Origin of the sequence: Pseudonocardia sp., from assembly GCF_025965585.1 — a bacterium.
Taxonomy (GTDB): domain Bacteria; phylum Actinomycetota; class Actinomycetes; order Mycobacteriales; family Pseudonocardiaceae; genus Pseudonocardia.
Genome location: NZ_JAOPWR010000168.1, coordinates 1 through 17,429, shown reverse-complemented (window position 1 = coordinate 17,429; position 17,429 = coordinate 1). Strand labels below are relative to the sequence as shown.

The following is a 17,429-nucleotide window of genomic DNA, read 5'->3' as shown; positions in this document are numbered from 1 at the left end:
ACCGCTGCGGTTCGCGAGTCTGGCACGACGTTGACGGAGTTGTTCGGGATCGGCGGGCTGCTGGCGGGGAAGATCTTGGCCCGGGTCGGGTCGGTCCATCGGTTCGGTTCCGCGGCGGCGTTCGCGTCTTACACCGGCACCGCCCCGATCGCGGTGTCCTCCGGTGACGTCGTGCGGCATCGGCTCTCGCGGGCCGGGGACCGGCAGCTGAACTACGCGCTGCACGTCATGGCGATCACCCAGATCCGGCATCAGACCGCTGGCCGCGAGTACTACCAGCGGAAGCGGGCGGCGGGGAAGAGTCACAGGGAGGCGCTGCGCTGTCTGAAGCGGCGGCTGTCCGATGTGGTGTTCCGGCAGTTGCTGCGGGATGCGAAAGGGGCGGGCCCGGGAGGACATTCGGGGGCGACTCTGCAATCCAGCGCGGCCGGCCCAACCCCGACGGCCGGCTCTTCGGACAAGTCACTTCCCGGACCCACCGCTGCACAGCCTACGACCGCAGGAAGCAGCCCGGTGTTGACACAGAGAGGCGCCGAAGAGGTCACTGGTTCGATCCCGGTATCGCCCACAGCCGAATGGCCTGGTCAGAGGCTCTTTTCAGAGCTTCCGGCCAGGCCGTTCGTCGTGTCGGTGAGTGACTCCGTCGGTGTGGGGGTTCCCCAGTCACCGGGCCTTCGGCGTGATCGTCTACAGCCTCGGACAACCGCTCGCCGGCACCCAGGGCGACGCCGCGGAGCTGCTACATCTGGTACCCCTACCCGGAGCGACCCGGGCCAGCGCCGTGCCGCGGTTGCCGGCAGCGGCCAGCACTGCGGCACTGAACTGGTGGGCACAACGGCTCGATGACATGTTCGGGGTGCTGACCGATCCCGCTGTGTTCACCGACAATCACGCGAACTACCGGCCCGAGAAACACCTGCATGCGCTACTGAGCGTGGAGCAGCTCTTCCGCCGAGTCAGCTCGCTGCAGGCAGCGCACCGCGACGCCAACGCCCGCCGAATCCTGCTGTTCACCGTCCTAGACACCCTTAACCGGCTCACTGGGCCAGATCTCGACGAGCTCTGCCGACTCCAGCACGCACAGAAGACCCTTGACGACCTCCGCGGCCAGATGTCCCCGGACGCGGCGGCGCTGTTGCTGCCCGCCGCTGAGCGCGCCGTCGCTGCTCTGCAGGAGCTGCAGGGCGGATTCTTCCTGCACCGTCAGACAGGAGCGGATGACATCGTGCTGCCGCAGTCCGGCGAACACCTCAGCCCAACCGAGGCGGTGGCGCGCTACCTCAAGGTCTTGCGCGACGCCACCCACGGCCACGGCGCGAAGCTGCTCGGGAAGGTCGAGCAGACCAATGCCCTGCTCGCCCATCACGACGGCGCCATCCCGCACGACCTGGGACTGTTGGGCTACTTGTACTTGCTGGAGTTTCTCATCCAGCCCGAGCGGCTGCGCACCAAGCTCTACCGCGGGGGCCGAATGTGACCCACGACGATCAGGGCACAGTGCCTCACCACCATCCGACGCGGCGGTACCGGCGGGACCTGGCAACCTGGTGATATAGCGGGTTATCGCCAGGTCACGGACTGCACTGGTCTGCCGACACGGGCAGGGCGCCGCTAGTCGCTGGGCTAGCTTAAGGGCTTGAGGACGATCTTGCCGTGGGTGTGGCGGTGTTCGAGCTCGGTGTAGGCCTCCCGGACCTGCGTCAGCGGGTAGACGTTCGCGATCGGCAGTTCGAGGTGCCCGTCGGCGATCAGGCCGGCCAGTTCGGCCAGGATCTCGGCGCCCGGCCCGGCCTCTGCGCCACCGTCGGTCTTCACTCCGTACTTCGCGGCGGCCCCGAAATCGGCGATGGTGTCGATCCGTTCGGTCGCGACGCCGAGGGCCATGGCGAGCTCGACGTAGCCGCCTCCGTGGGTGTCGACGAAGGCGTCCACGCCGCCGGGCGCGGCGGCCTTGATCCGGTCCGCGACGCCGTCTCCGTACGTGACTGGGATGACGCCGTGGCTCTTCAGCCACTCATGGTTGCTTGCGCCGGCCAAGCCGATCACCGCAGCCCCGGTACGGCGCGCGAGCTGGACGGCGAGTGAGCCGACCCCGCTGGCGGCTCCGGAGACCACCACGGTCTCGCCCCCCTTCAGGTCGACGGAGTGCACCGCACCCCACGCCGTCACGCCGACGACGTACAGTCCGCCGGCCACTTCCCAGGAGACGTTCCCCGGCTTGCGCGCGAGGTCGCCGGCCTCGACCAGGACCAGCTCGGCCTGGGAGGCCCGCTTGGTGCTGAACCCGATCGCCTCGTCGCCGGGCGCGAATCCGGCGACCCCGGCGCCAACCTCCTCGATCACCCCGGCCAGGTCACTGCCCTGCCCGGACGGAAACGTCGACGGGAAAATGTCCGCTACCGCTCCCGTGCGGATGGCCGCCTCGCTGGGGTTGATGCCAGCCGCCTTCACCCGCACGAGAACCTGGCCGTCGCCGGGCACCGGACGTTCCACCTCGTCGACACGCAGCACGTCGATCCCGCCGAACCTGTCGTACCTGACCGCTTTTGGCATGATCTTCGCCTTCCTCTCGGTTGATTTCATCGGCTGCGTCATCAGGCAGCACTCGGTTGCCGCGCGGGCTCACCTGGCCGGGGGGATGGGAGCTCAGGTGATCAGTGCCTGGTCATGAGGGGGATGAGTATGTTGTCGGCGAGACGGGTCAGGTCGGTCTCGTTTGTTGGCCTGCCCAGGATGAAGATCCGTGTGAAGAGCACAGCGGGCGCGATTTCCTCGAAGATCTCGGTGCCGGTGTCGGCGGGCAATTCGCCACGGGCGATCGCCCGGTCCAGCATGCGCTGGATGATGTGCTGTCTATCCTTGAGTATCGAGGTGCGCACGGCCCCGGCGAGTTCGGAGTCACGCTGCATCGCGATCATGACGCCGGTCAGGATCTGCCCGGTGGGGCCGGTCATCGTGTCCCTGATGGCGCGAAGGATCGCCAGGAGGTCGCCGCGAAGGGTGCCCGTGTCGGTTTCTCCGATGAGGTGGTCGGTGTGCTCGTAGGACTTGACCGCGGCGACGACGAGGTCGGCCTTACCCGTCCAGTGCCTGTACAACGTCGCCTTGCTTGCCTTGGCGCGGGCCGCGACCGCGTCTAGGCGCAAAGCGTCGTAGCCAGTCTCGGCCAGCAACTCCAGGGTCGCGTGAATGATGGCCCGCTCGCGCTCGGGGTCAAGCTTGAGCGCGGTCGTCGCGGCGCTGCCCATGGCCTTCCCCTGCTTCCCCCTCCCTCCGTCTACGCCCGCCTCAGCTCGAGCACAGGAATGGTGCGGACTCCAGCAGTTTGACGTTCGTACTCGGCAAATCCTGGGTAACGTCGGGCTTGTTCGGCATAGACGCGGTCGCGTTCTGCACCGTTCAATTCGCGAACAGTCACCATGTATGTCTCGGTTCCGCGTTCGACACTGCCGTCGCCGAGGGCGGCCACGTTCCGGTACCAGTCCGGGTTGGTCGGCGCGCCACCCTTGGTCGCGAAGACATAGATGATGTCCGGACTGGTGTCATGCGGGAGGTACATCATGGGGGTGACATACTCCCGCCCGCTTGTGCGGCCGCGATGATGCAGCAGGACCATCGGAGCGCCCTCGAAGGTCCCGCCAACCCTGCCCTGGTTCGCTCGGAACTCCGCGATGGTCCCCGCGTTCCAGTCGAGCGCGTCACCCATGTCTCCTCCTCCACCGTACGAAACTGTTTCGTACACCAGAAACGCGGGCGTGTCTAGAAATATTTCCGAGCCGTGGAAGATCTTTTGGTGGCTGGCTTGCTGAGGCCGACGAAGTCGACAAGATCGAGTCAAGGTTGGGCTCAAGCTGCGGCGAGGCCCGGCATGGTGGGCGAGTTGATCGAGTGCTTGCCGGTAGTGGCGGGCAGCGGTGTGCAGGGTGCTGGGCGCGGACTTGCCGCGGAAGAACTGCTGGGCGATCGCCGAGTACGCAGGCGAGGCGGATCCGTCCGGTATTCAGCACTTCCTGGCCCGGGCGAGTTGGGACACCGACGGGGGGCCACAGCCAGACCACTACTGTCCGATTCCGCCAACCAGCTGCAGGACCGTGGGGTGGATCTGGTGGTGCCCGACCAGGGCATCGACACCTCCACCGCGGTCGGACGGATGTCCTTCCAGATCCTCGGCTCCATCGCCGAGTTCGAACACGCCCTGATATTCGAGCGCACCATGGACGGGCTCGCCGCCGCCCGCGCGCGGGGACGGACCGGTGGGCAGAAGCCCAAGCTCGGGGTCCTGGTCATCGCGGCGGGTAAGGAGCTCGACGATCTGCTGCAGGTTCAGCTGGAACCCTCCGTCACCGGGTTCCCGCGGCTGCATTGGTGCGGACCGACGGTAGCACCGGACGCTCTGCTTGTTGCCGGGACGGTCCGAGGTGGAGCGTAATCAGAGGCCGGGTGGGAAGTGGTAGGGCTGGAACGCGACGGCGGCTCCGACGTCGAGTTGGATGAGGTCGTGCGCTGCTAGTGGGATGTCGCGGGGGTCGCCGCGGACCGGGCTGCCGTTGACCAGCGCTGTGACCGGGCCGTGTGCCGGCCCGACCTGCTCGGGTCCCAGTGGCTGGCCCCACAGGTCGAAGAACTCGCCGAGGCGGTAGACGCGCCGGGTGGGGGACTCGATGTGGATGACGCCGCTGCTGTCGTGGGTGTGTAGCCAGTAGAACGCCGTCCCGCCGACCACGAACGGGCCCGCCGCGGTCTGTTCGAGCTGCAGCGGGGCCACCACTCCGATTCCGTAGGGCACGGCGCGCGGCTGCCCGTTGAGGTAGATCTGCAGGTGGGTGTGGATGTGGTAGCTGAGTTGCTCCGTGGTGCCGCTGGCGATCCCGTCGACGGGCGCGCCGTCGAGGGATGCGGTGGGGGCGGCGAGCACCGGCGCGGTGAGTGTCGCGGGAACGGGTTGGGCCGCGGAGGGCTGGGCGGGCAGCAGCGCGACGGCGAGTGCCCCGGCCGCCGCGGCGGCGCCGATCAGTGCGACCCGCGCTCCGGTGAGAAATCGGTGTCTCGCGGGGCGGGGTTGCGGCGTACGAGGGCTCATCGCGGACTCGGTGCGAGCGGGAGGTCGGCCAGGGCCAGACCGGCGACCTGTCGGCCGAGTTGCTGGCCGGCGTCGTGGTCGAGGCGGGTGTGTTGCCCGGCCCAGATCCGGCTCAGCCCCGCCTCGTCGGCGGCCGCGGCGAGGGTGGGGAACCGGCGGGTCACGCCGGGGTCGGCGGACACGGTGACCGCGACCGGTTGCGCGGGTCCGTAGACGGCGCTGAGCACGGTGGTAGCGGCGGCGCTGAGTGTGCTGTGCGCGCCGGGGTAGGACGGGTCCGCGGCGGTGGGTGTCAACGGGTTCCAGGCCGGGTCGGCGGGGACGGGTGGGTCGGCCGTGGGGACGCCGGAGCGGATCGCGGTGACCGGGCGCCACACGGCGTCCTGGTATTTGGCGTCGTAGAGGGCGATGGTGGCGTCGGCCAGCGCCAGGTCCATCGTCGCGAACACGCCGGTCGCCTGCGCGAGGCTGGCGTGGTGGTCGGCGGTGAGTGTCTGCGCGACCTGGTTCCAGGTGGTCCAGATCGGGGCGGAGCTCCAGAACGTGCCGGCCACGGTCTGGTCCGGGCTGCGGGTGGTGCTGGTGTCGCGACCGATGCTGCGCACCTCGGCCAGCGCGGCGGTGTACTCGGCACTGGTCACCGGCGGCGGGGCCGGGGGCCGGAACTGCCCTGCGTCGGTGAGCAGGAACGGGCTCACCGCCCCCCATCCGGGATACATCGGTGCCGCGAACTTCGGCGGGGTCGGGCGGTAGTCGCCGGGCGCGGTGCCGGGCACGAACGGAGCCGGGACCGTCGCAGAGCCGTCGGAGCGGCGTTGGGTCAGCATCGTCTGGGCCGCGGCGGCCCCGGCGGCGACACCGTCGCGGGTTGGTTGCCCCGCGGGGAGGGTGGCCAGCTGGGTGGCGAGTTGGGTGTCCAGCCGGGTTCGCATCGAGGGGTAGAGCCCGGCGAGGATGTCGTGGGCGGCCTGGTCGGCGGCCGCGTCGGGACGGGCGTCGGCGGCGGCGGGGACCGCGCTTCGGTAGGGTCGGCCGGTGTGGGTGGTGGAGACCACCGCGTTGTACTCGGCGGCCTGCAGCATCGCGAAGCTGCGGGTGGGGTGCACGGTGGCCGGCTGGGCGCCCGGGGTGCCCAGGATCGCGATCAGGGTGCGGTTCCAGTCGATCACCGACTGCCCGGATCCCGGTGCGTCCGCGGTGCGCCCGGCGGCGGCGGGGGTTGCGCCGTGGGAGCTGGTGGCCAGGACCGGGATGGTGATGGCCGCGGCCACGACGGCTGCGGTGGCGGTGACGAGCAGGGTGGTTCTGCGACGCATGGGTTGCCTACCGATCAAGTCGATGCACGCGAGAACTCCTCGCGTGGACGCCGGGACCGGCCCGGCGCGCACCTACCAACACGACGGGCGGCGCGGCAGTGTTCAATCGCGATGCGCGGCGGACACCCGTGGTGGTCGCTGTAACCGGGTCGCCTATTGACCGATGTGACCTCCGATCTGGACCGCCCGCTGCCGCGTGCCACCGAGCGCGTCGACCTGATGTTCGGGGCCGAGCCGCTGCGGGCGATGTATGACGAGCACGCGGCCGCGCTGCTCGCCTTCGCCGTGCGCTTCACGACGCGGACGGCGGCCGAGGACGCGGTTCAGGAGACGTTCCTGCGCGCATGGCGCAACCTGCCGCGTCTGGAAGCCGATCCTCGACCGCTGCGTCCGTGGTTGGTCCTGGTGCTGCGCCGGGTGCTCATCGACGCCCGCCGCGCCGAGCTGGCCCGACCGGTCGGCCTCGCCGAGGACGGCCTGTTGGATCGTGCGGTCGACGGCGGCTACGACCGCCCGCTCGACCGGTGCTGGCTCGACCGGGCGATGCAGGGGCTCTCCCCGGCGCACCGCCACGTGCTGGTGGAGATCTTCTACCGCGACGGCCCCGTCGCCCGGGTCGCGGCCCGACTCGATGTTCCCGCTGGGACGGTCCGATCCAGGTTGCATTATGCCTTGCGGGCGCTGCGCGACCAGCTTGTCGACGCCACCGAGGCGCCACCTCCGCCCACGGGCGGTCGTGACCCGGGACGGCGCCGACATCCGGCGCGATCAAGCCCAGTGTCCACGCGGGGTGGACAGCGGCGTCTACGTGTTGGGTGCCCTGAGCCCGGCTGAGCGCGCCGACTACGCCGCGCACCTGGCTTGGTGTTCGCCGTGTCAGCGCGAGGTCGGGGCGTTGGCCTATGTGGCCGCCCTGCTCAGCCGCGTGGCCGCACCGGCAACTGGCTCCGACACGACCTCATCGCGCGAGCGCGACCGGGACGGGGCGCCCGCGGCGCGAGTTCGGCGACCGGCGCCGTGGCGGTGCTGGTGGTCGCGGCGCTGGGTGTCGCGCTCGCGCGCGGAATCGGCCTTCTGACCCGGCGCGCTGCGTCGGGCCCCTACAACGAGGAGTTAGCACATGAACTTTCTGAGTCGACCGTTGTTACTCGCCGCCGGCGCGCTCGTGGCCACGCTGGCCACCGCCTGCAGCGGTGTCGCGGCGAGCGCCCCGGGTGCGGCGGGCGGGTACGGCGCCGCCGCACCGCTGGCGTCGGCACCGGGCGCACCGGCGAGGACGGCCCCGTTCTCGTTGGCGACCGCGCAGAGCGGACTGGGCACGATCCTCACCGATGGGCAGGGCCGGGCGGTGTATCTGTTCGACGCCGATACCGGTTCCCGTTCGAGCTGTGTGGGTGCCTGCGCGTCGGTGTGGCCCCCGGTGAGCACGACCAACCCGTCGATCGCCGGGCCGGGTGCGCACACGGCCCTGCTGGGCACCAGCCGCCGCACGGACGGCTCGACCCAGCTGACCTACGCCGGGCATCCGTTGTACTACTTCGTCAACGACGCCGGCCCCGGCACGACGGCGGGGGAAGGTATCACCAACTTCGGTGGCAGCTGGTTCGTGGTGGCCCCGACCGGCGACAAGCTTGTCCAGCAATCCAGCGGTCGGTACTGATCGGGATGGGCAGCATGGGTGACATCTCTGCGTCGTCTGCGCGGGCTGAGGGTGAGCAGGCGGGTGGGATTCCGATTCGGCGCGCCGGGCAGCGCACCGTGGCGTTGGCCGGGATCCCGCTCGGGTTCGCCTGTCGGGCCGCGGTGGGCTGGGGCCGGCGGCTGGTCGGTGGTGATCGTGAGCAGATCTCCGCCGATCTGGCCCGCCGCGGCGCCGAGGAGCTGTTTGCGGTGCTCTCGCAGCTCAAGGGCGGGGCGATGAAAGTCGGCCAGGCGTTGTCGGTGTTCGAGGCCGCGGTTCCCGCCGAGTTCGCCCGGCCCTACCGCGACGCGCTGAGTAGGCTGCAGTCCGCGGCCGAGCCGATACCTGCCGCGCAGGTGCATCGGGTGCTGGCCGAGCAGTTCGGGCGCGGCTGGCGGGGGCGGTTCCGCGATTTCGACGACACCGCCGCCGCGGCGGCCAGCATCGGGCAGGTGCACCGCGGCATCTGGGCCGATGGCCGCGACGTCGCGGTCAAGGTGCAGTATCCCGGGGCGGAGGAGGCGCTGCTGGCCGATCTGGGCCAGCTGCAGCGTTTCGGGCGGCTGCTGCAGCCGTTGCTGCCCGGGTTGGCGGCGAAGCCGCTGCTCGCCGAGTTGCGCGCGCAGATGGCGCACGAGCTGGACTACCGCGCCGAGGCCGACCACCAGCGCGTGTTCGCCGCGACCTACGACGGCGACGACACGATCCTGGTGCCCCGCGTCGTCGCGTCCGCGCCGCGCGCGATCGTGTCGGAATGGGTCGACGGCACCCCGCTGGCGGCGATCATCAGCCGGGGCGACACCGCCGGCCGTGACCGGGCGGGCCAGGCGCTGGTCGAGCTCCACAACTCGGCGCCGCAACGGGCCCGGCTGCTGCACGCCGACCCGCACCCCGGCAACTTCCGGCTGCTGTCCGACGGCCGGCTCGGGGTGCTGGACTTCGGCGCGGTGGCGCGGCTGCCCGACGGCATGCCCCGCCCGTTGAGCCGGCTGACCCGCCTGGCCCTCGACGGTCGCGCCGAGGAGCTTCTCGCGCTGCTGCACAGCGAGGACCTGGTGCGCCCGGGGGTGTCGTTGCCCGCCATCGACGCGCTGGAGTTCTTCGCGCCGCTGGCCGAACCGATGGCCACCGCGGAATTCCATTTCACCCGCGGCTGGCTGCGGTCGCGGGCCGGCCGGGTCACCGACCCCCACCAGGCGGAGTTCCGGACCGGGCGGGGCCTGAACCTGCCCGAGCAGTACATGCTGATCCACCGGGTCACCCTGGGCTCGATCGGCATGCTGTGCCAGCTCGGCGCGACGGTGCGGGTGCGTGAGGTGGTGCAACGATGGCAACCCGGCTTCACCGAGGCAGCGTGAGACCCCACGTGGCCGAGCCGGCGACGGGGTGGCCACGGGCGAGCGGGGCGGTGAATGATGACCCCCGGTGGTGACTGTGCCCGGCACCGAACGGGCCAACGGGCTCAGACAGGGGCCGAGACGCCGCCGGACGGCGGCTCACCCGGGGCGCCCGACATGCGGGAGCTGCGGGTGGTGTCGGATGACCGGTACGCCGACTGGCAGGCGGTGTACCGCGACAACGTGGAGCGGATCTACCGGCTGATGTTCGCCGAGGTCGGCAACCGCGCCGACGCCGAGGACCTGACCGCCGAGGTGTTCCTGGCCGCGCTGGGTCCACTGCGGGTCTCCGCGTCGGTCGGGGAGGTACGCGCCTACCTGCTGGCCACCGCGCGAACGGTGCTGGCCCGGCACTGGCGCGCCACCATGGGACGGGAGATCACCACCATCGCCGACGACTATCCGGAGCCGGCCGCGGCGGAGGTGGCGCCGTCCGACGCCCCGGCGCGGGCCGAAGCCGTGCTGGCCGGGCTGGCCGGGCTGCCCGAGCGCTAGCACCGCGTCCTGAAGCTACGGTTCCTGCACTCCTACTCGGTCAAGGACGCCGCGGCCGCGCTGGGGGTCAGCGTGGCCAACGCGAAGGTCCTGGAGCACCGCGCGTTGCGCCGGGCCGCCGAGCTCGCCGAGGAGGAGCCGTCATGAGCACCCGCGACGTCGCCCGGTTCGTTGAGAACCTGCTGCGCGGCAAACGCACCAAACCGTTCCGTCCCGGTGACGACGACGCCGCCCAGATGCGCGCCGCGATCACGTTGCGCGCCGGGCGTACCGGCAGCGGCGCACCCCGCGAGGAGTTCGTCACCGGGCTGCAGCAGCGCCTGGCCGCCGAGCTCGACACCGACCACGCCGACCGCACCGACCCGCTGGTGGTGCCGATCCGGGGCACCCGCCGTCAGGTCATCCAGTTCGGGTCCGTCGCCGCCGCGGCGGCCGCGATCGGTGTCCTGGCCGATCAGGTGGTGGTCAACCAGACCCTGGTCGCTGAGAGCCCCCCGGCCGGTACCCGCCCCACCGGACCCGACACCACCCAGACCGACGCGACCCTGACCCCGACCACCGGCACGTGGACCGCCGTCGCGGCCGTCGCCGACGTCGCCGACGGCGCGGTGCGGCCCTTCGAGGTCGGCGGCGTCGCCGGGTTCCTGCACCGCAGCGGTGGGCAGCTCAGCGCGGTGTCGGGGACCTGCACCCATCAGGGCTGCCGGTTGCGGCTCGACGTGCCGGCCGGGCGGCTGCAGTGCCCGTGGCACTCCACCGCGTTCGCCGTGACCGGGGAGCTGCTCACCTACGCGCTGCCGGTGCCGCCGCGCCCGCTGCCGCACCTGATGGTCCGGGTGACCGGCGACGCGATCGAGGTCTACGCCCCGCCCCCCACCGCCTGACCGAGGCCATCGCCCGCCACGCCGGCTCGATGCGGTGCGTCCGCGGGCGGAGCACAACGAGACCCGCATCGGCTCGGCGCGACGGTGGGGCTCGCTTGAGGTGCCCGCGGTGAGGTGGCCACACGGGCGACGGATGTAACCGGCCTTGCTATCTCTCCACAGGCGGTCCGCCTAACCACGACCCAGAATTCGGCGGCTTACGGGACGGCCGATTTCCGGTCACGGCGGGGCCGTGGAGCGCGGTTGGCACTCGAGGAGTCCGTGGCGACGACCACGAAGGGAGGGAACCATCATGGGTGCGACCCGCTGGAGACCGCACAACACCCCGGACCGGGTGCCGGCCGCGGGCCGGTCGGCGGTGTGGTCGCCGTCGAGCAGCTCCACCGCCGCCGTGTCCCCAAGATCGTCGCGAGCTGGGCGTTCACCGTCACCACACTGCTCTGGTTTTCGACAGGAGGTTCTGCATCGACCACATCGCGGCGGTGCGCCGGTTCGTCGCGGCTGGGCTGATCATCGCGTTCCGAGCCGCCGAATCGCCGCGCCCTCGACCCAGCAGCGTTCGCGCTGCTCGGCCCTGACCGAAGGAGAAACCCGATGATGTTCAAGCTAATGTCCGTCCTGGTCGGCAACCGCGCCGGCCGCATCCGGCGCCTGGGGCCGTTGGTCGGCCTGTCCGGCCTGATGCTCGCTGCGGCCTGCGGCACCGGGGCGTCCACCGCCTCCGGCGGCGGGTATGGCGCCGCCGCACCGGCGACCTCCGCCCCCGTCGCCACGGCCACATCGGTGGCGACGGTCCAGACCGTGACCGCGTCCGGGCTGGGCACCATCCTGGCCGACGGCCAGGGCCGCAGCCTGTATCTGTTCGAGGCCGACACCGGCACCACCTCGACCTGCACCGGCGGCTGCGCCCAGGTTTGGCCACCGGTGCTCAGCGCAGCCGCGGCGCACGCCGCGGGAGGCGCCGCGGCACAGCTGGTCAGCACCACCCGCCGGGCCGACGGCACCGAGCAGCTCGCCTACCATGGACACCCGCTGTACTACTACGTCGGGGACCGGGCGGCCGGTGACGTGCACGGCCAGGGACTCAACCAGTTTGGTGCCGGCTGGTACGTGCTCGACCCGCACGGAAACAAGATCGACAATGGTTAGTCCCGGACCCGTCACGCCGGCCGCTCGGGCGCTGAGCCTGCCGGCCGCGGCCGCGCTGCTCGTCGACACCTACGTGCACCTCAACGACGCCCCGTACTACGCCCACGTCGGCAGCGGGGTACTCACCCAGGCCATGCTGTTCCGGGGGCAGGCGGCGGTGGCCGCGGCGGTGGCGCTGTTGCTGCTCGCCCGTCCACGACGAGCGGCATGGGCGCTCGCGTTCGCTGTGACTGCCAGCGCGCTGACCGCGGTGTTGCTCTACCGCTACGTCGATGTCGGGGCGCTCGGCCTGCTGCCGGACATGTACGAGCCCACCTGGGACGTGCCGGGCAAGGTGCTCTCGGCAGCCGCCGAGGCCAGCGCGACCGTGCTCACCGCGGCCGGCGTGCTCCTCCGGAATACGGCCGCGGCCCGCGCGTCGCTCTCGCGGACCGCCCGGTAGTAACCGTGAGCGGAGTGCGTGCGGTAAGCCTCGCCGGCGAACTGGACCAGCCGAAGGCGAGCCGCGGGGCGTCGACACCCGCTCCCGTTCTTGGAGGGCCGTCCTCATGAGTTCAATGACGAACCCACCTCCGGCGGCGGGCGGCAAGGAAGGGTTGGAGTCGCGCTCGATGAGGTGGTGCCGGTGGAGTGGGGCGCGCAGCAGTCCGCCGAGGCGATCGTGCTGACCGATCACGACGGCATGCGGACCTTGCCGACGCTCCCCGGGCGGCCTCGGTGAACCGCACCGCACCACCGCGATGGAGATGATCGAGCACGAGCTGGCCCCACTTGTGGACGCAAGTTGTTGACGGTGCGTCACTAATTGGGTGTGTCGAGTGTGACGGTCTCGTTGCGGTCGCGGAGAGCGTTGGCGAGCTGTACTCGCGACCGGACGCCGAGTTTGACGAAAGCGGCGCGTAGGTGGGTGGCGATGGTGTTGATCGATACGCCGAGTTCCGTGGCCGCGGTCTTGTTGGTGTGCCCGGCCGCGATGAGCGTGGCAACCCGGTGCTCGGTCTGGGTGAGTGAGGCGGGACCGCTGGTCGCTTGTTGACCGGCTCCGACGTCCAAGATCACGGCGTGGGGAAGGTGACATAGAGGATGGGCACGACCACACCGACCGTGGCGCCGATGGAGTAGATGCTCGTCGCTGTTCCGCCGCCTCCCTCGGAGATGGCCAGGATGGACCCAACCTTCCTAGGAAGATCATGTAGGGCAGGATCGCGAGGGAGAAGAACACGAAGCCGGTCCAGTTTGTGCTTGGTGTTCGGTGTAGTACCTGGCCACCTCGGCGGCGGGGGCGTTGAGGTCTGGGATGCCTCCGGTGGGGGCGAACAACCCCGCACATGCAGGTTGATGTGGATGTCGATGATGGGCTTGGCCGCGAGACCAGGCACGGAAGTTGAGCCGACATGTTTGAGAAGTAGGACTGATGCACCGAGTGTGTCGCGGATTCGGTCAGCCTCGCGGGCGAAGAGCACGGGCCAGGTGGGGTCGTACTCGGCGAGGGTGATGGGCGCGTTGTGTGGTTGCCGCTGGCCGACGGTGATCTTCTGCAGCTGGTAGGCCGTGCGTGGCGTTCCCAGCTGGAAACCCTGTGAGCCGATGAGTCCGGTTCCGGTTATCGAGATTTCCGGCTGGGTGTCCTTCCTTGAGATTCTCAGTGTGCGGTGCGGTAGAACTCGGGTGCGGTGAGGGTCGCGGGCACGCCGAGTTCGGTGGTGACCGCGGCGATCGCGGCGGCTCCGACGGCGAGGTCGGCTTGGCCGTCGGGGGTGAAATGCGGTGCGATGAAGGTGTTGTAGTGGGCGCGGGCCTCGTCTGCGGTGTGTCGGCCGAGGAACGTCTGGATGTATCGCACTGTGGTGTCGGGATTGTTGTGGATCACCTTGAGGGCGCGGCGGTGGGCTCGCACGACGGCGGCGACGGCGGGGTCGTCTGGGTGGATGTAGGTGGGGTCGACAGCTAGGCCCACGGTGGGGATTTGGAAGTGGTCGCCGACCCAGGCCAGGACCTTCCAGCGCAGCACGATGCGGGCGAAGCACCCCGGCGCGGCGTGCGGGGGGTGCACCGCCAGCCGGTGGCCGGCCAGGTCGCTCAGGTCGGTCAGTCCGGGGCGGGCGAGGAACCAGAATAGTGGGCGGTGGGTGTTGACGGTGAGTGCGACCCAGGGGATGCCGCTGGTCAGGCGGGACAGCAGCGCCCGGCCGAGCCCGATGGTCGCGCCGCGACGGAGCCGTTCTTCGCCCCAGTCGCAGCCGTCGCGCAGTGCGACGTGGACGCCCTCGTCGGCGTAGTAGTTTTCCTGGTCGGCGATGTAGGCGGCTAGTTCCTCGTGCAGGCCCCGTCCGACGTAGGCGAGATCGATGGTGTGCATGAGCGTGACTCCCTCAGTACATCGACATCCCGCCGTTGACCGCGGCGGTGGTTCCGGTCATGAAGGCGTTGTCCTCGCTGGCGTAGAAGGCGACTGCTTGGGCGACGTCCGCTGGGCGGGCCAGCCGGCCCAGCGGGGTGGCGGCCACCTGCCGCTGGGTTTGCCCCTCGTCGAGTACAGCCGAGATCTTGGTTTCGGCTACCGGTCCGGGCTCGACGACGTTGACCGTGATGCCGTCGGGGCCTAGTTCCTGGGCGAGGTAGCGGGCGAACTGGGTCAGCGCGGCCTTGGCCGTGCCGAGTGCGATCATTTCTTCCCGGGGCCGGCGGCTCAGGCCGGTGCCGAGGTAGATGAGCCGTCCCCAGCCCTGTTCTTTCATGGTGGGCAGGACGGCCTTGGTGACCACGAACGCCGCCCGCATCTCGTCGTCGAGCTTGCCGCCCAGCTCCTCCCACGTCATGTCCTGGAAGGACTTGATCGCGTACGGGGTGAGCGCGTTGTGCACCAGCACGTCGATGCCACCCCAGGCCGCCGAGACGCGTTCAAGCATGGTCTCGACCGCCGCTGGGTCACGCACGTCGGCCTGCACGGCCATCGCCTGCCCGCCGGCCGCTTCGATGTCGGCGACGACTTGCGCGGCCGCCGGGCCGCTGTGGAGGTAGTTGACTACCACTGCTATACCGCGCGTGGCCAGAAGACGCGCGGTTTCCGCGCCGATTCCGCTGCTGGCCCCGGTCACCAATGCCACCCTGCTGGTTGCCCCGGTCACGAGTTCGCCTCCTGTTCGCTACCGGGGCGGATCGCCCCGTAGAGCACTGTGTCGATGGTTGTCCGCAGCAGATCGGCCGCTGTGCAGTTGAGTTCGCGCGGTAACTGCGAGTTCAGCAGCCGCTCCACCGCGCCGCGGGTGATCTCGCCCAGCAGCTGCGGTGGCGCCGAGAGCAGTCCGCGCCGGTGCCCGTCCTGGAACAGCTCGTCGAGCCGCCGGTAGACCACCGTGTCGATCCGCTGTTCCAGATGCCGGCGCAGCGCCGTATCTCCGCGCCCCGTCGCCAGTTGCGCCGCCCCGATCCGGCCGAGCTCACCAGATGCCGCGATCAGGAACCGCCGTATCCGCTCACCGAACGGCTCGTCGTCCGCGTGTCCGGCCGCCGCGACCAGCGTGCGCTCTATCGCCGCGAACTGTTGGTCCAGCACGGCGGTGTGCCGGACCGGCGCGGGCGGGATTCGGTGGCGTTTGAGGATCCGCCGGATCGTTGTGGCGCCGATCCGGTGGCCGAGTTTGAGCAGCTCGCCCTGGGCCCGTTGGTATCCCCACCTCGGGTTCTTCCGCGCCATCCGTACCACCAGTGCGGGGAGGAGGTCGTCGATCGGTGGCCGCCCGGGCGGGTTCGGGTAGGTCCACCTGCGGCGTACCAGGTGGCGGTGCCAGCGCGGGATGGTGCCCGGGTGACCAGGCGGTGGCCGCGCAGCCTCGTCCGGTAGCCGACGGATGAGGGTGGCGAAGACGGCCCGATCCGTCCAGTCCAGGCGTGGGCGGGTTGGTACGGCGGAGCATGGCGACCTCATGCCGCAGCACGAGGACCTCGACGTCCTTGGTGGAGGAGGTGCGGCGCATCAGCAGGAGCAGTCCGAGCACCTGCTGGAAGATCAGATACAGCAGCCGCAAAGTCACGGCGACGATCGTGCCCGGCCACTGGAAGGCGCCGATCACCGCTGGTCAGCAGCGTATGCAGCGTTCTGACACCCCACAGGGCGGATCGCGCGCGGTTCGGCTATACGAAGAGTTCGCTCGTGCTCCGATCGTGTCGCTCGGCCTCGCCGATCAGTGGCGGGCAGGTGGGGGTGCGAGCTGCGTGTGCCGTTGGCGATGAGGGCGTTGCACCTTTTCAGCGAATCTGGTGGCGCAAGCGGACGGTGTGGAGCGGGCAGGCCGTAAAGGCCGAAGTCTCCCTTGTCGGCTCAGCATGTCGGCGTGTCTTGGCGTTGATGATTGCCGGCGCGTCAAACGGTTCTCCAGTCGAGCCGGCCTGCTATGGGGGACTCGATGTGCAGGTCAGTAGGCCCATCGATTGTTTCGCGTCGAGTACCCGCAGTTCGGCGGCGGCGGCGAGAGCGGCGATGTGGGGGTCCCTCGTTGCGGTCTGTACCGCGTCGATCATGGGGGCGAGGGTGGCGGGTGCGGCGGTGAGCACGATGTCGCCGCCCGCGGTGAGGAACTCGACCGCGCGCTGCCCTGCGGGGACGGAGGCGACCTGGGCGGCGTTGCCGAGGTCGTCGGACAGGACCAGGCCGGAGTAGCCGACGCGGTTGCGCAGGATGTTCAGGACGGTGGGGGAGAAGGCCGCGGGTCTGGTGGGGTCGATCCTGGTGTAGATCGCGGTGGAGACCATCACCCAGGCGGGGGTGGCGTGGGTGGCGGTGGTGAAGGGTTGGAGGTCGGGGTCGGTGGGTGTGGTGGTGGTATCGGTGACCCCGGAGGTGATGTCGGTGTTGCCGCGGACGCGTCCGAGGCCGGGGAAGTGTTTGAGGACGCTCTGGATGCCGGCGTCGTGCAGGCCGCGGGCGAACGCGGTGGCGTGGGTGGCGACGGTGTCGGGGGTGGTGCCGAAGGCGCGGTCGTAGGCGCCGATGGGGGCGTTCGCTTTACCGAGCGCGGGGGAGAGGGTGTCGGTGACGGGGGCGAGGTCGACGTTGAGGCCGGCGGTGTGGAGTTGTCGGCCCCAGGTGGTGGCGGCCGCCTGCAGCCGGGTGGTGGTCCAGGTGCCCTGGACCGCGGCGGTGGGCATGGTGGAGAAGCCGGGTCCGTGCAGGTCCTGGGCCTGCCCGCCTTCCTGGTCGACGGCGGTGAACAGCCCGGCGCCTCCACTGGCGGCGCGACCCCGGTCCTGGAGGGTGGTGAGCATGCGCGCGGTGGCGGCGACGCCGGCCGTTGCGCGTCCGGTGAGGAACACCCCCGCGGGGGCGGATGCGGTGATGGCCGGGCCGGGTTGTCCGCTTCCGTCGGCGGAGATGCCCAGCAGGAACAGCTGCCCGATCCGGGTCCGTGGTGGCATGCGGGCCAGCGT

At 70.5% G+C, this 17,429-nt stretch carries 23 protein-coding genes and 2 pseudogenes; 14 read left to right on the top strand and 11 right to left on the bottom strand.

Translation table 11 applies throughout. The features are described from left to right. Window positions 1-30: 30 nt before the first annotated feature. Window positions 31-267, top strand: a pseudogene (locus JWR81_RS34315) (IS110 family transposase); the annotation flags it as partial. Between the two features lie 412 nt (window positions 268-679). After that, complete coding sequence (locus JWR81_RS10610; RefSeq protein ID WP_297650010.1) at window positions 680-1,477, top strand: hypothetical protein; 798 nt, start codon at window positions 680-682, stop codon at window positions 1,475-1,477. A 146-nt stretch (window positions 1,478-1,623) separates the two neighbouring features. Here JWR81_RS10610 and JWR81_RS10605 read toward each other — a convergent pair whose 3' ends face one another. The 3 genes from JWR81_RS10605 to JWR81_RS10595 all read right to left on the bottom strand — a co-directional run bounded on the left by JWR81_RS10605 (window position 1,624) and on the right by JWR81_RS10595 (window position 3,706). After that, the gene (locus tag JWR81_RS10605) at window positions 1,624-2,553 is read right to left on the bottom strand and encodes an NADP-dependent oxidoreductase (RefSeq protein ID WP_297650016.1); all 930 of its coding nucleotides are present in this window, start codon (window positions 2,551-2,553) and stop codon (window positions 1,624-1,626) included. Window positions 2,554-2,654: 101 nt separating this feature from the next. Then, entirely contained in the window at window positions 2,655-3,248 is a 594-nt protein-coding gene (locus JWR81_RS10600; protein WP_297650007.1) for a TetR/AcrR family transcriptional regulator, read from the bottom strand. Window positions 3,249-3,277: 29 nt separating this feature from the next. Beyond that, on the bottom strand, window positions 3,278-3,706 hold the full coding sequence (locus JWR81_RS10595) for a nitroreductase family deazaflavin-dependent oxidoreductase (protein ID WP_297650005.1): 429 nt from the start codon (window positions 3,704-3,706) through the stop codon (window positions 3,278-3,280). A gap of 208 nt (window positions 3,707-3,914) precedes the next feature. On the opposite strand from JWR81_RS10595, the pseudogene JWR81_RS10590 reads away from it, so the two are divergent. Then, window positions 3,915-4,037 (top strand): annotated as a pseudogene (locus JWR81_RS10590) (IS701 family transposase); the annotation flags it as partial. Further along, the gene (locus tag JWR81_RS10585) at window positions 4,025-4,429 is read left to right on the top strand and encodes a recombinase family protein (RefSeq protein WP_297650003.1); all 405 of its coding nucleotides are present in this window, start codon (window positions 4,025-4,027) and stop codon (window positions 4,427-4,429) included. The pseudogene JWR81_RS10590 and the gene JWR81_RS10585, both read left to right, overlap by 13 nt. Here JWR81_RS10585 and JWR81_RS10580 read toward each other — a convergent pair whose 3' ends face one another. Continuing rightward, on the bottom strand, window positions 4,430-5,080 hold the full coding sequence (locus JWR81_RS10580; protein ID WP_297650001.1) for a hypothetical protein: 651 nt from the start codon (window positions 5,078-5,080) through the stop codon (window positions 4,430-4,432). It lies immediately after the preceding gene. After that, complete coding sequence (locus tag JWR81_RS10575) at window positions 5,077-6,396, bottom strand: vanadium-dependent haloperoxidase (protein WP_297649999.1); 1,320 nt, start codon at window positions 6,394-6,396, stop codon at window positions 5,077-5,079. The genes JWR81_RS10580 and JWR81_RS10575 overlap by 4 nt, the downstream gene beginning before the upstream one ends. Before the next feature lie 165 nt (window positions 6,397-6,561). Between JWR81_RS10575 and JWR81_RS10570 the strand changes: the two genes are divergently transcribed. From JWR81_RS10570 to JWR81_RS10535, 9 genes are all read left to right on the top strand, one after another. After that, on the top strand, window positions 6,562-7,230 hold the full coding sequence (locus JWR81_RS10570) for a sigma-70 family RNA polymerase sigma factor (RefSeq protein ID WP_297649997.1): 669 nt from the start codon (window positions 6,562-6,564) through the stop codon (window positions 7,228-7,230). Continuing rightward, window positions 7,133-7,474 carry a zf-HC2 domain-containing protein gene (locus tag JWR81_RS34310; protein ID WP_367278769.1) on the top strand — a complete coding sequence of 114 codons (342 nt, stop codon included), beginning with the start codon at window positions 7,133-7,135 and terminating at the stop codon, window positions 7,472-7,474. Before JWR81_RS10570 ends, JWR81_RS34310 begins: the two co-directional genes overlap by 98 nt. 42 nt (window positions 7,475-7,516) lie before the next feature. Continuing rightward, complete coding sequence (locus JWR81_RS10565; protein WP_297649995.1) at window positions 7,517-8,056, top strand: hypothetical protein; 540 nt, start codon at window positions 7,517-7,519, stop codon at window positions 8,054-8,056. A gap of 14 nt (window positions 8,057-8,070) precedes the next feature. Further along, entirely contained in the window at window positions 8,071-9,435 is a 1,365-nt protein-coding gene (locus JWR81_RS10560) for an AarF/ABC1/UbiB kinase family protein (protein WP_297649992.1), read from the top strand. Between the two features lie 156 nt (window positions 9,436-9,591). Further along, window positions 9,592-9,969: a sigma factor gene (locus JWR81_RS10555; protein ID WP_297649990.1), complete on the top strand. Its 378-nt coding sequence runs from the start codon at window positions 9,592-9,594 to the stop codon at window positions 9,967-9,969. Between the two features lie 9 nt (window positions 9,970-9,978). Then, the gene (locus JWR81_RS10550) at window positions 9,979-10,116 is read left to right on the top strand and encodes a sigma factor-like helix-turn-helix DNA-binding protein (protein WP_297650014.1); all 138 of its coding nucleotides are present in this window, start codon (window positions 9,979-9,981) and stop codon (window positions 10,114-10,116) included. Continuing rightward, window positions 10,113-10,853, top strand: a complete 741-nt coding sequence (locus tag JWR81_RS10545; protein WP_297649988.1) for a Rieske (2Fe-2S) protein — start codon at window positions 10,113-10,115, stop codon at window positions 10,851-10,853. The genes JWR81_RS10550 and JWR81_RS10545 overlap by 4 nt, the downstream gene beginning before the upstream one ends. Before the next feature lie 594 nt (window positions 10,854-11,447). Further along, a complete protein-coding gene (locus JWR81_RS10540; RefSeq protein ID WP_297649986.1) occupies window positions 11,448-12,002 on the top strand; it encodes a hypothetical protein in 555 nt (184 codons plus the stop codon). Next, complete coding sequence (locus tag JWR81_RS10535) at window positions 11,995-12,444, top strand: hypothetical protein (protein ID WP_297649984.1); 450 nt, start codon at window positions 11,995-11,997, stop codon at window positions 12,442-12,444. The genes JWR81_RS10540 and JWR81_RS10535 overlap by 8 nt, the downstream gene beginning before the upstream one ends. A 359-nt stretch (window positions 12,445-12,803) precedes the next feature. Here JWR81_RS10535 and JWR81_RS10530 read toward each other — a convergent pair whose 3' ends face one another. The 5 genes from JWR81_RS10530 to JWR81_RS10510 all read right to left on the bottom strand — a co-directional run bounded on the left by JWR81_RS10530 (window position 12,804) and on the right by JWR81_RS10510 (window position 15,699). Next, window positions 12,804-13,061, bottom strand: coding sequence for a response regulator transcription factor (locus JWR81_RS10530; protein WP_297649983.1), 258 nt, complete (start codon window positions 13,059-13,061; stop codon window positions 12,804-12,806). Beyond that, a complete protein-coding gene (locus JWR81_RS10525; protein ID WP_297650012.1) occupies window positions 13,058-13,498 on the bottom strand; it encodes a GrpB family protein in 441 nt (146 codons plus the stop codon). The genes JWR81_RS10530 and JWR81_RS10525 overlap by 4 nt, the downstream gene beginning before the upstream one ends. A gap of 146 nt (window positions 13,499-13,644) precedes the next feature. Then, on the bottom strand, window positions 13,645-14,361 hold the full coding sequence (locus JWR81_RS10520; protein ID WP_297649981.1) for an ABC transporter substrate-binding protein: 717 nt from the start codon (window positions 14,359-14,361) through the stop codon (window positions 13,645-13,647). 13 nt (window positions 14,362-14,374) lie between these two features. Further along, on the bottom strand, window positions 14,375-15,100 hold the full coding sequence (locus JWR81_RS10515; RefSeq protein WP_297649979.1) for an SDR family oxidoreductase: 726 nt from the start codon (window positions 15,098-15,100) through the stop codon (window positions 14,375-14,377). Between the two features lie 26 nt (window positions 15,101-15,126). Further along, window positions 15,127-15,699, bottom strand: a complete 573-nt coding sequence (locus tag JWR81_RS10510; RefSeq protein ID WP_297649977.1) for a hypothetical protein — start codon at window positions 15,697-15,699, stop codon at window positions 15,127-15,129. 229 nt (window positions 15,700-15,928) lie between these two features. Here JWR81_RS10510 and JWR81_RS10505 point away from each other — a divergent pair, with 229 nt between their 5' ends. After that, complete coding sequence (locus JWR81_RS10505; RefSeq protein WP_297649975.1) at window positions 15,929-16,105, top strand: hypothetical protein; 177 nt, start codon at window positions 15,929-15,931, stop codon at window positions 16,103-16,105. A gap of 289 nt (window positions 16,106-16,394) precedes the next feature. Here JWR81_RS10505 and JWR81_RS10500 read toward each other — a convergent pair. After that, a partial coding sequence (locus JWR81_RS10500; protein WP_297649973.1) for a glycoside hydrolase family 3 N-terminal domain-containing protein occupies window positions 16,395-17,429 on the bottom strand: 1,035 nt, incomplete at its 5' end.

Bases quoted from the DNA above. Each gene is read 5' to 3' on its own strand.
- JWR81_RS10605 (WP_297650016.1), bottom strand. From the start codon at position 2,553: ATGCCAAAAGCGGTCAGGTACGACAGGTTCGGCGGGATCGACGTGCTG.
- JWR81_RS10600 (WP_297650007.1), bottom strand. From the start codon at position 3,248: ATGGGCAGCGCCGCGACGACCGCGCTCAAGCTTGACCCCGAGCGCGAG.
- JWR81_RS10595 (WP_297650005.1), bottom strand. From the start codon at position 3,706: ATGGGTGACGCGCTCGACTGGAACGCGGGGACCATCGCGGAGTTCCGA.
- JWR81_RS10580 (WP_297650001.1), bottom strand. From the start codon at position 5,080: ATGAGCCCTCGTACGCCGCAACCCCGCCCCGCGAGACACCGATTTCTC.
- JWR81_RS10575 (WP_297649999.1), bottom strand. From the start codon at position 6,396: ATGCGTCGCAGAACCACCCTGCTCGTCACCGCCACCGCAGCCGTCGTG.
- JWR81_RS10565 (WP_297649995.1), top strand. From the start codon at position 7,517: ATGAACTTTCTGAGTCGACCGTTGTTACTCGCCGCCGGCGCGCTCGTG.
- JWR81_RS10560 (WP_297649992.1), top strand. From the start codon at position 8,071: ATGGGTGACATCTCTGCGTCGTCTGCGCGGGCTGAGGGTGAGCAGGCG.
- JWR81_RS10555 (WP_297649990.1), top strand. From the start codon at position 9,592: ATGCGGGAGCTGCGGGTGGTGTCGGATGACCGGTACGCCGACTGGCAG.
- JWR81_RS10545 (WP_297649988.1), top strand. From the start codon at position 10,113: ATGAGCACCCGCGACGTCGCCCGGTTCGTTGAGAACCTGCTGCGCGGC.
- JWR81_RS10540 (WP_297649986.1), top strand. From the start codon at position 11,448: ATGATGTTCAAGCTAATGTCCGTCCTGGTCGGCAACCGCGCCGGCCGC.
- JWR81_RS10535 (WP_297649984.1), top strand. From the start codon at position 11,995: ATGGTTAGTCCCGGACCCGTCACGCCGGCCGCTCGGGCGCTGAGCCTG.
- JWR81_RS10520 (WP_297649981.1), bottom strand. From the start codon at position 14,361: ATGCACACCATCGATCTCGCCTACGTCGGACGGGGCCTGCACGAGGAA.
- JWR81_RS10510 (WP_297649977.1), bottom strand. From the start codon at position 15,699: ATGGCGCGGAAGAACCCGAGGTGGGGATACCAACGGGCCCAGGGCGAG.
- JWR81_RS10505 (WP_297649975.1), top strand. From the start codon at position 15,929: ATGCCGCAGCACGAGGACCTCGACGTCCTTGGTGGAGGAGGTGCGGCG.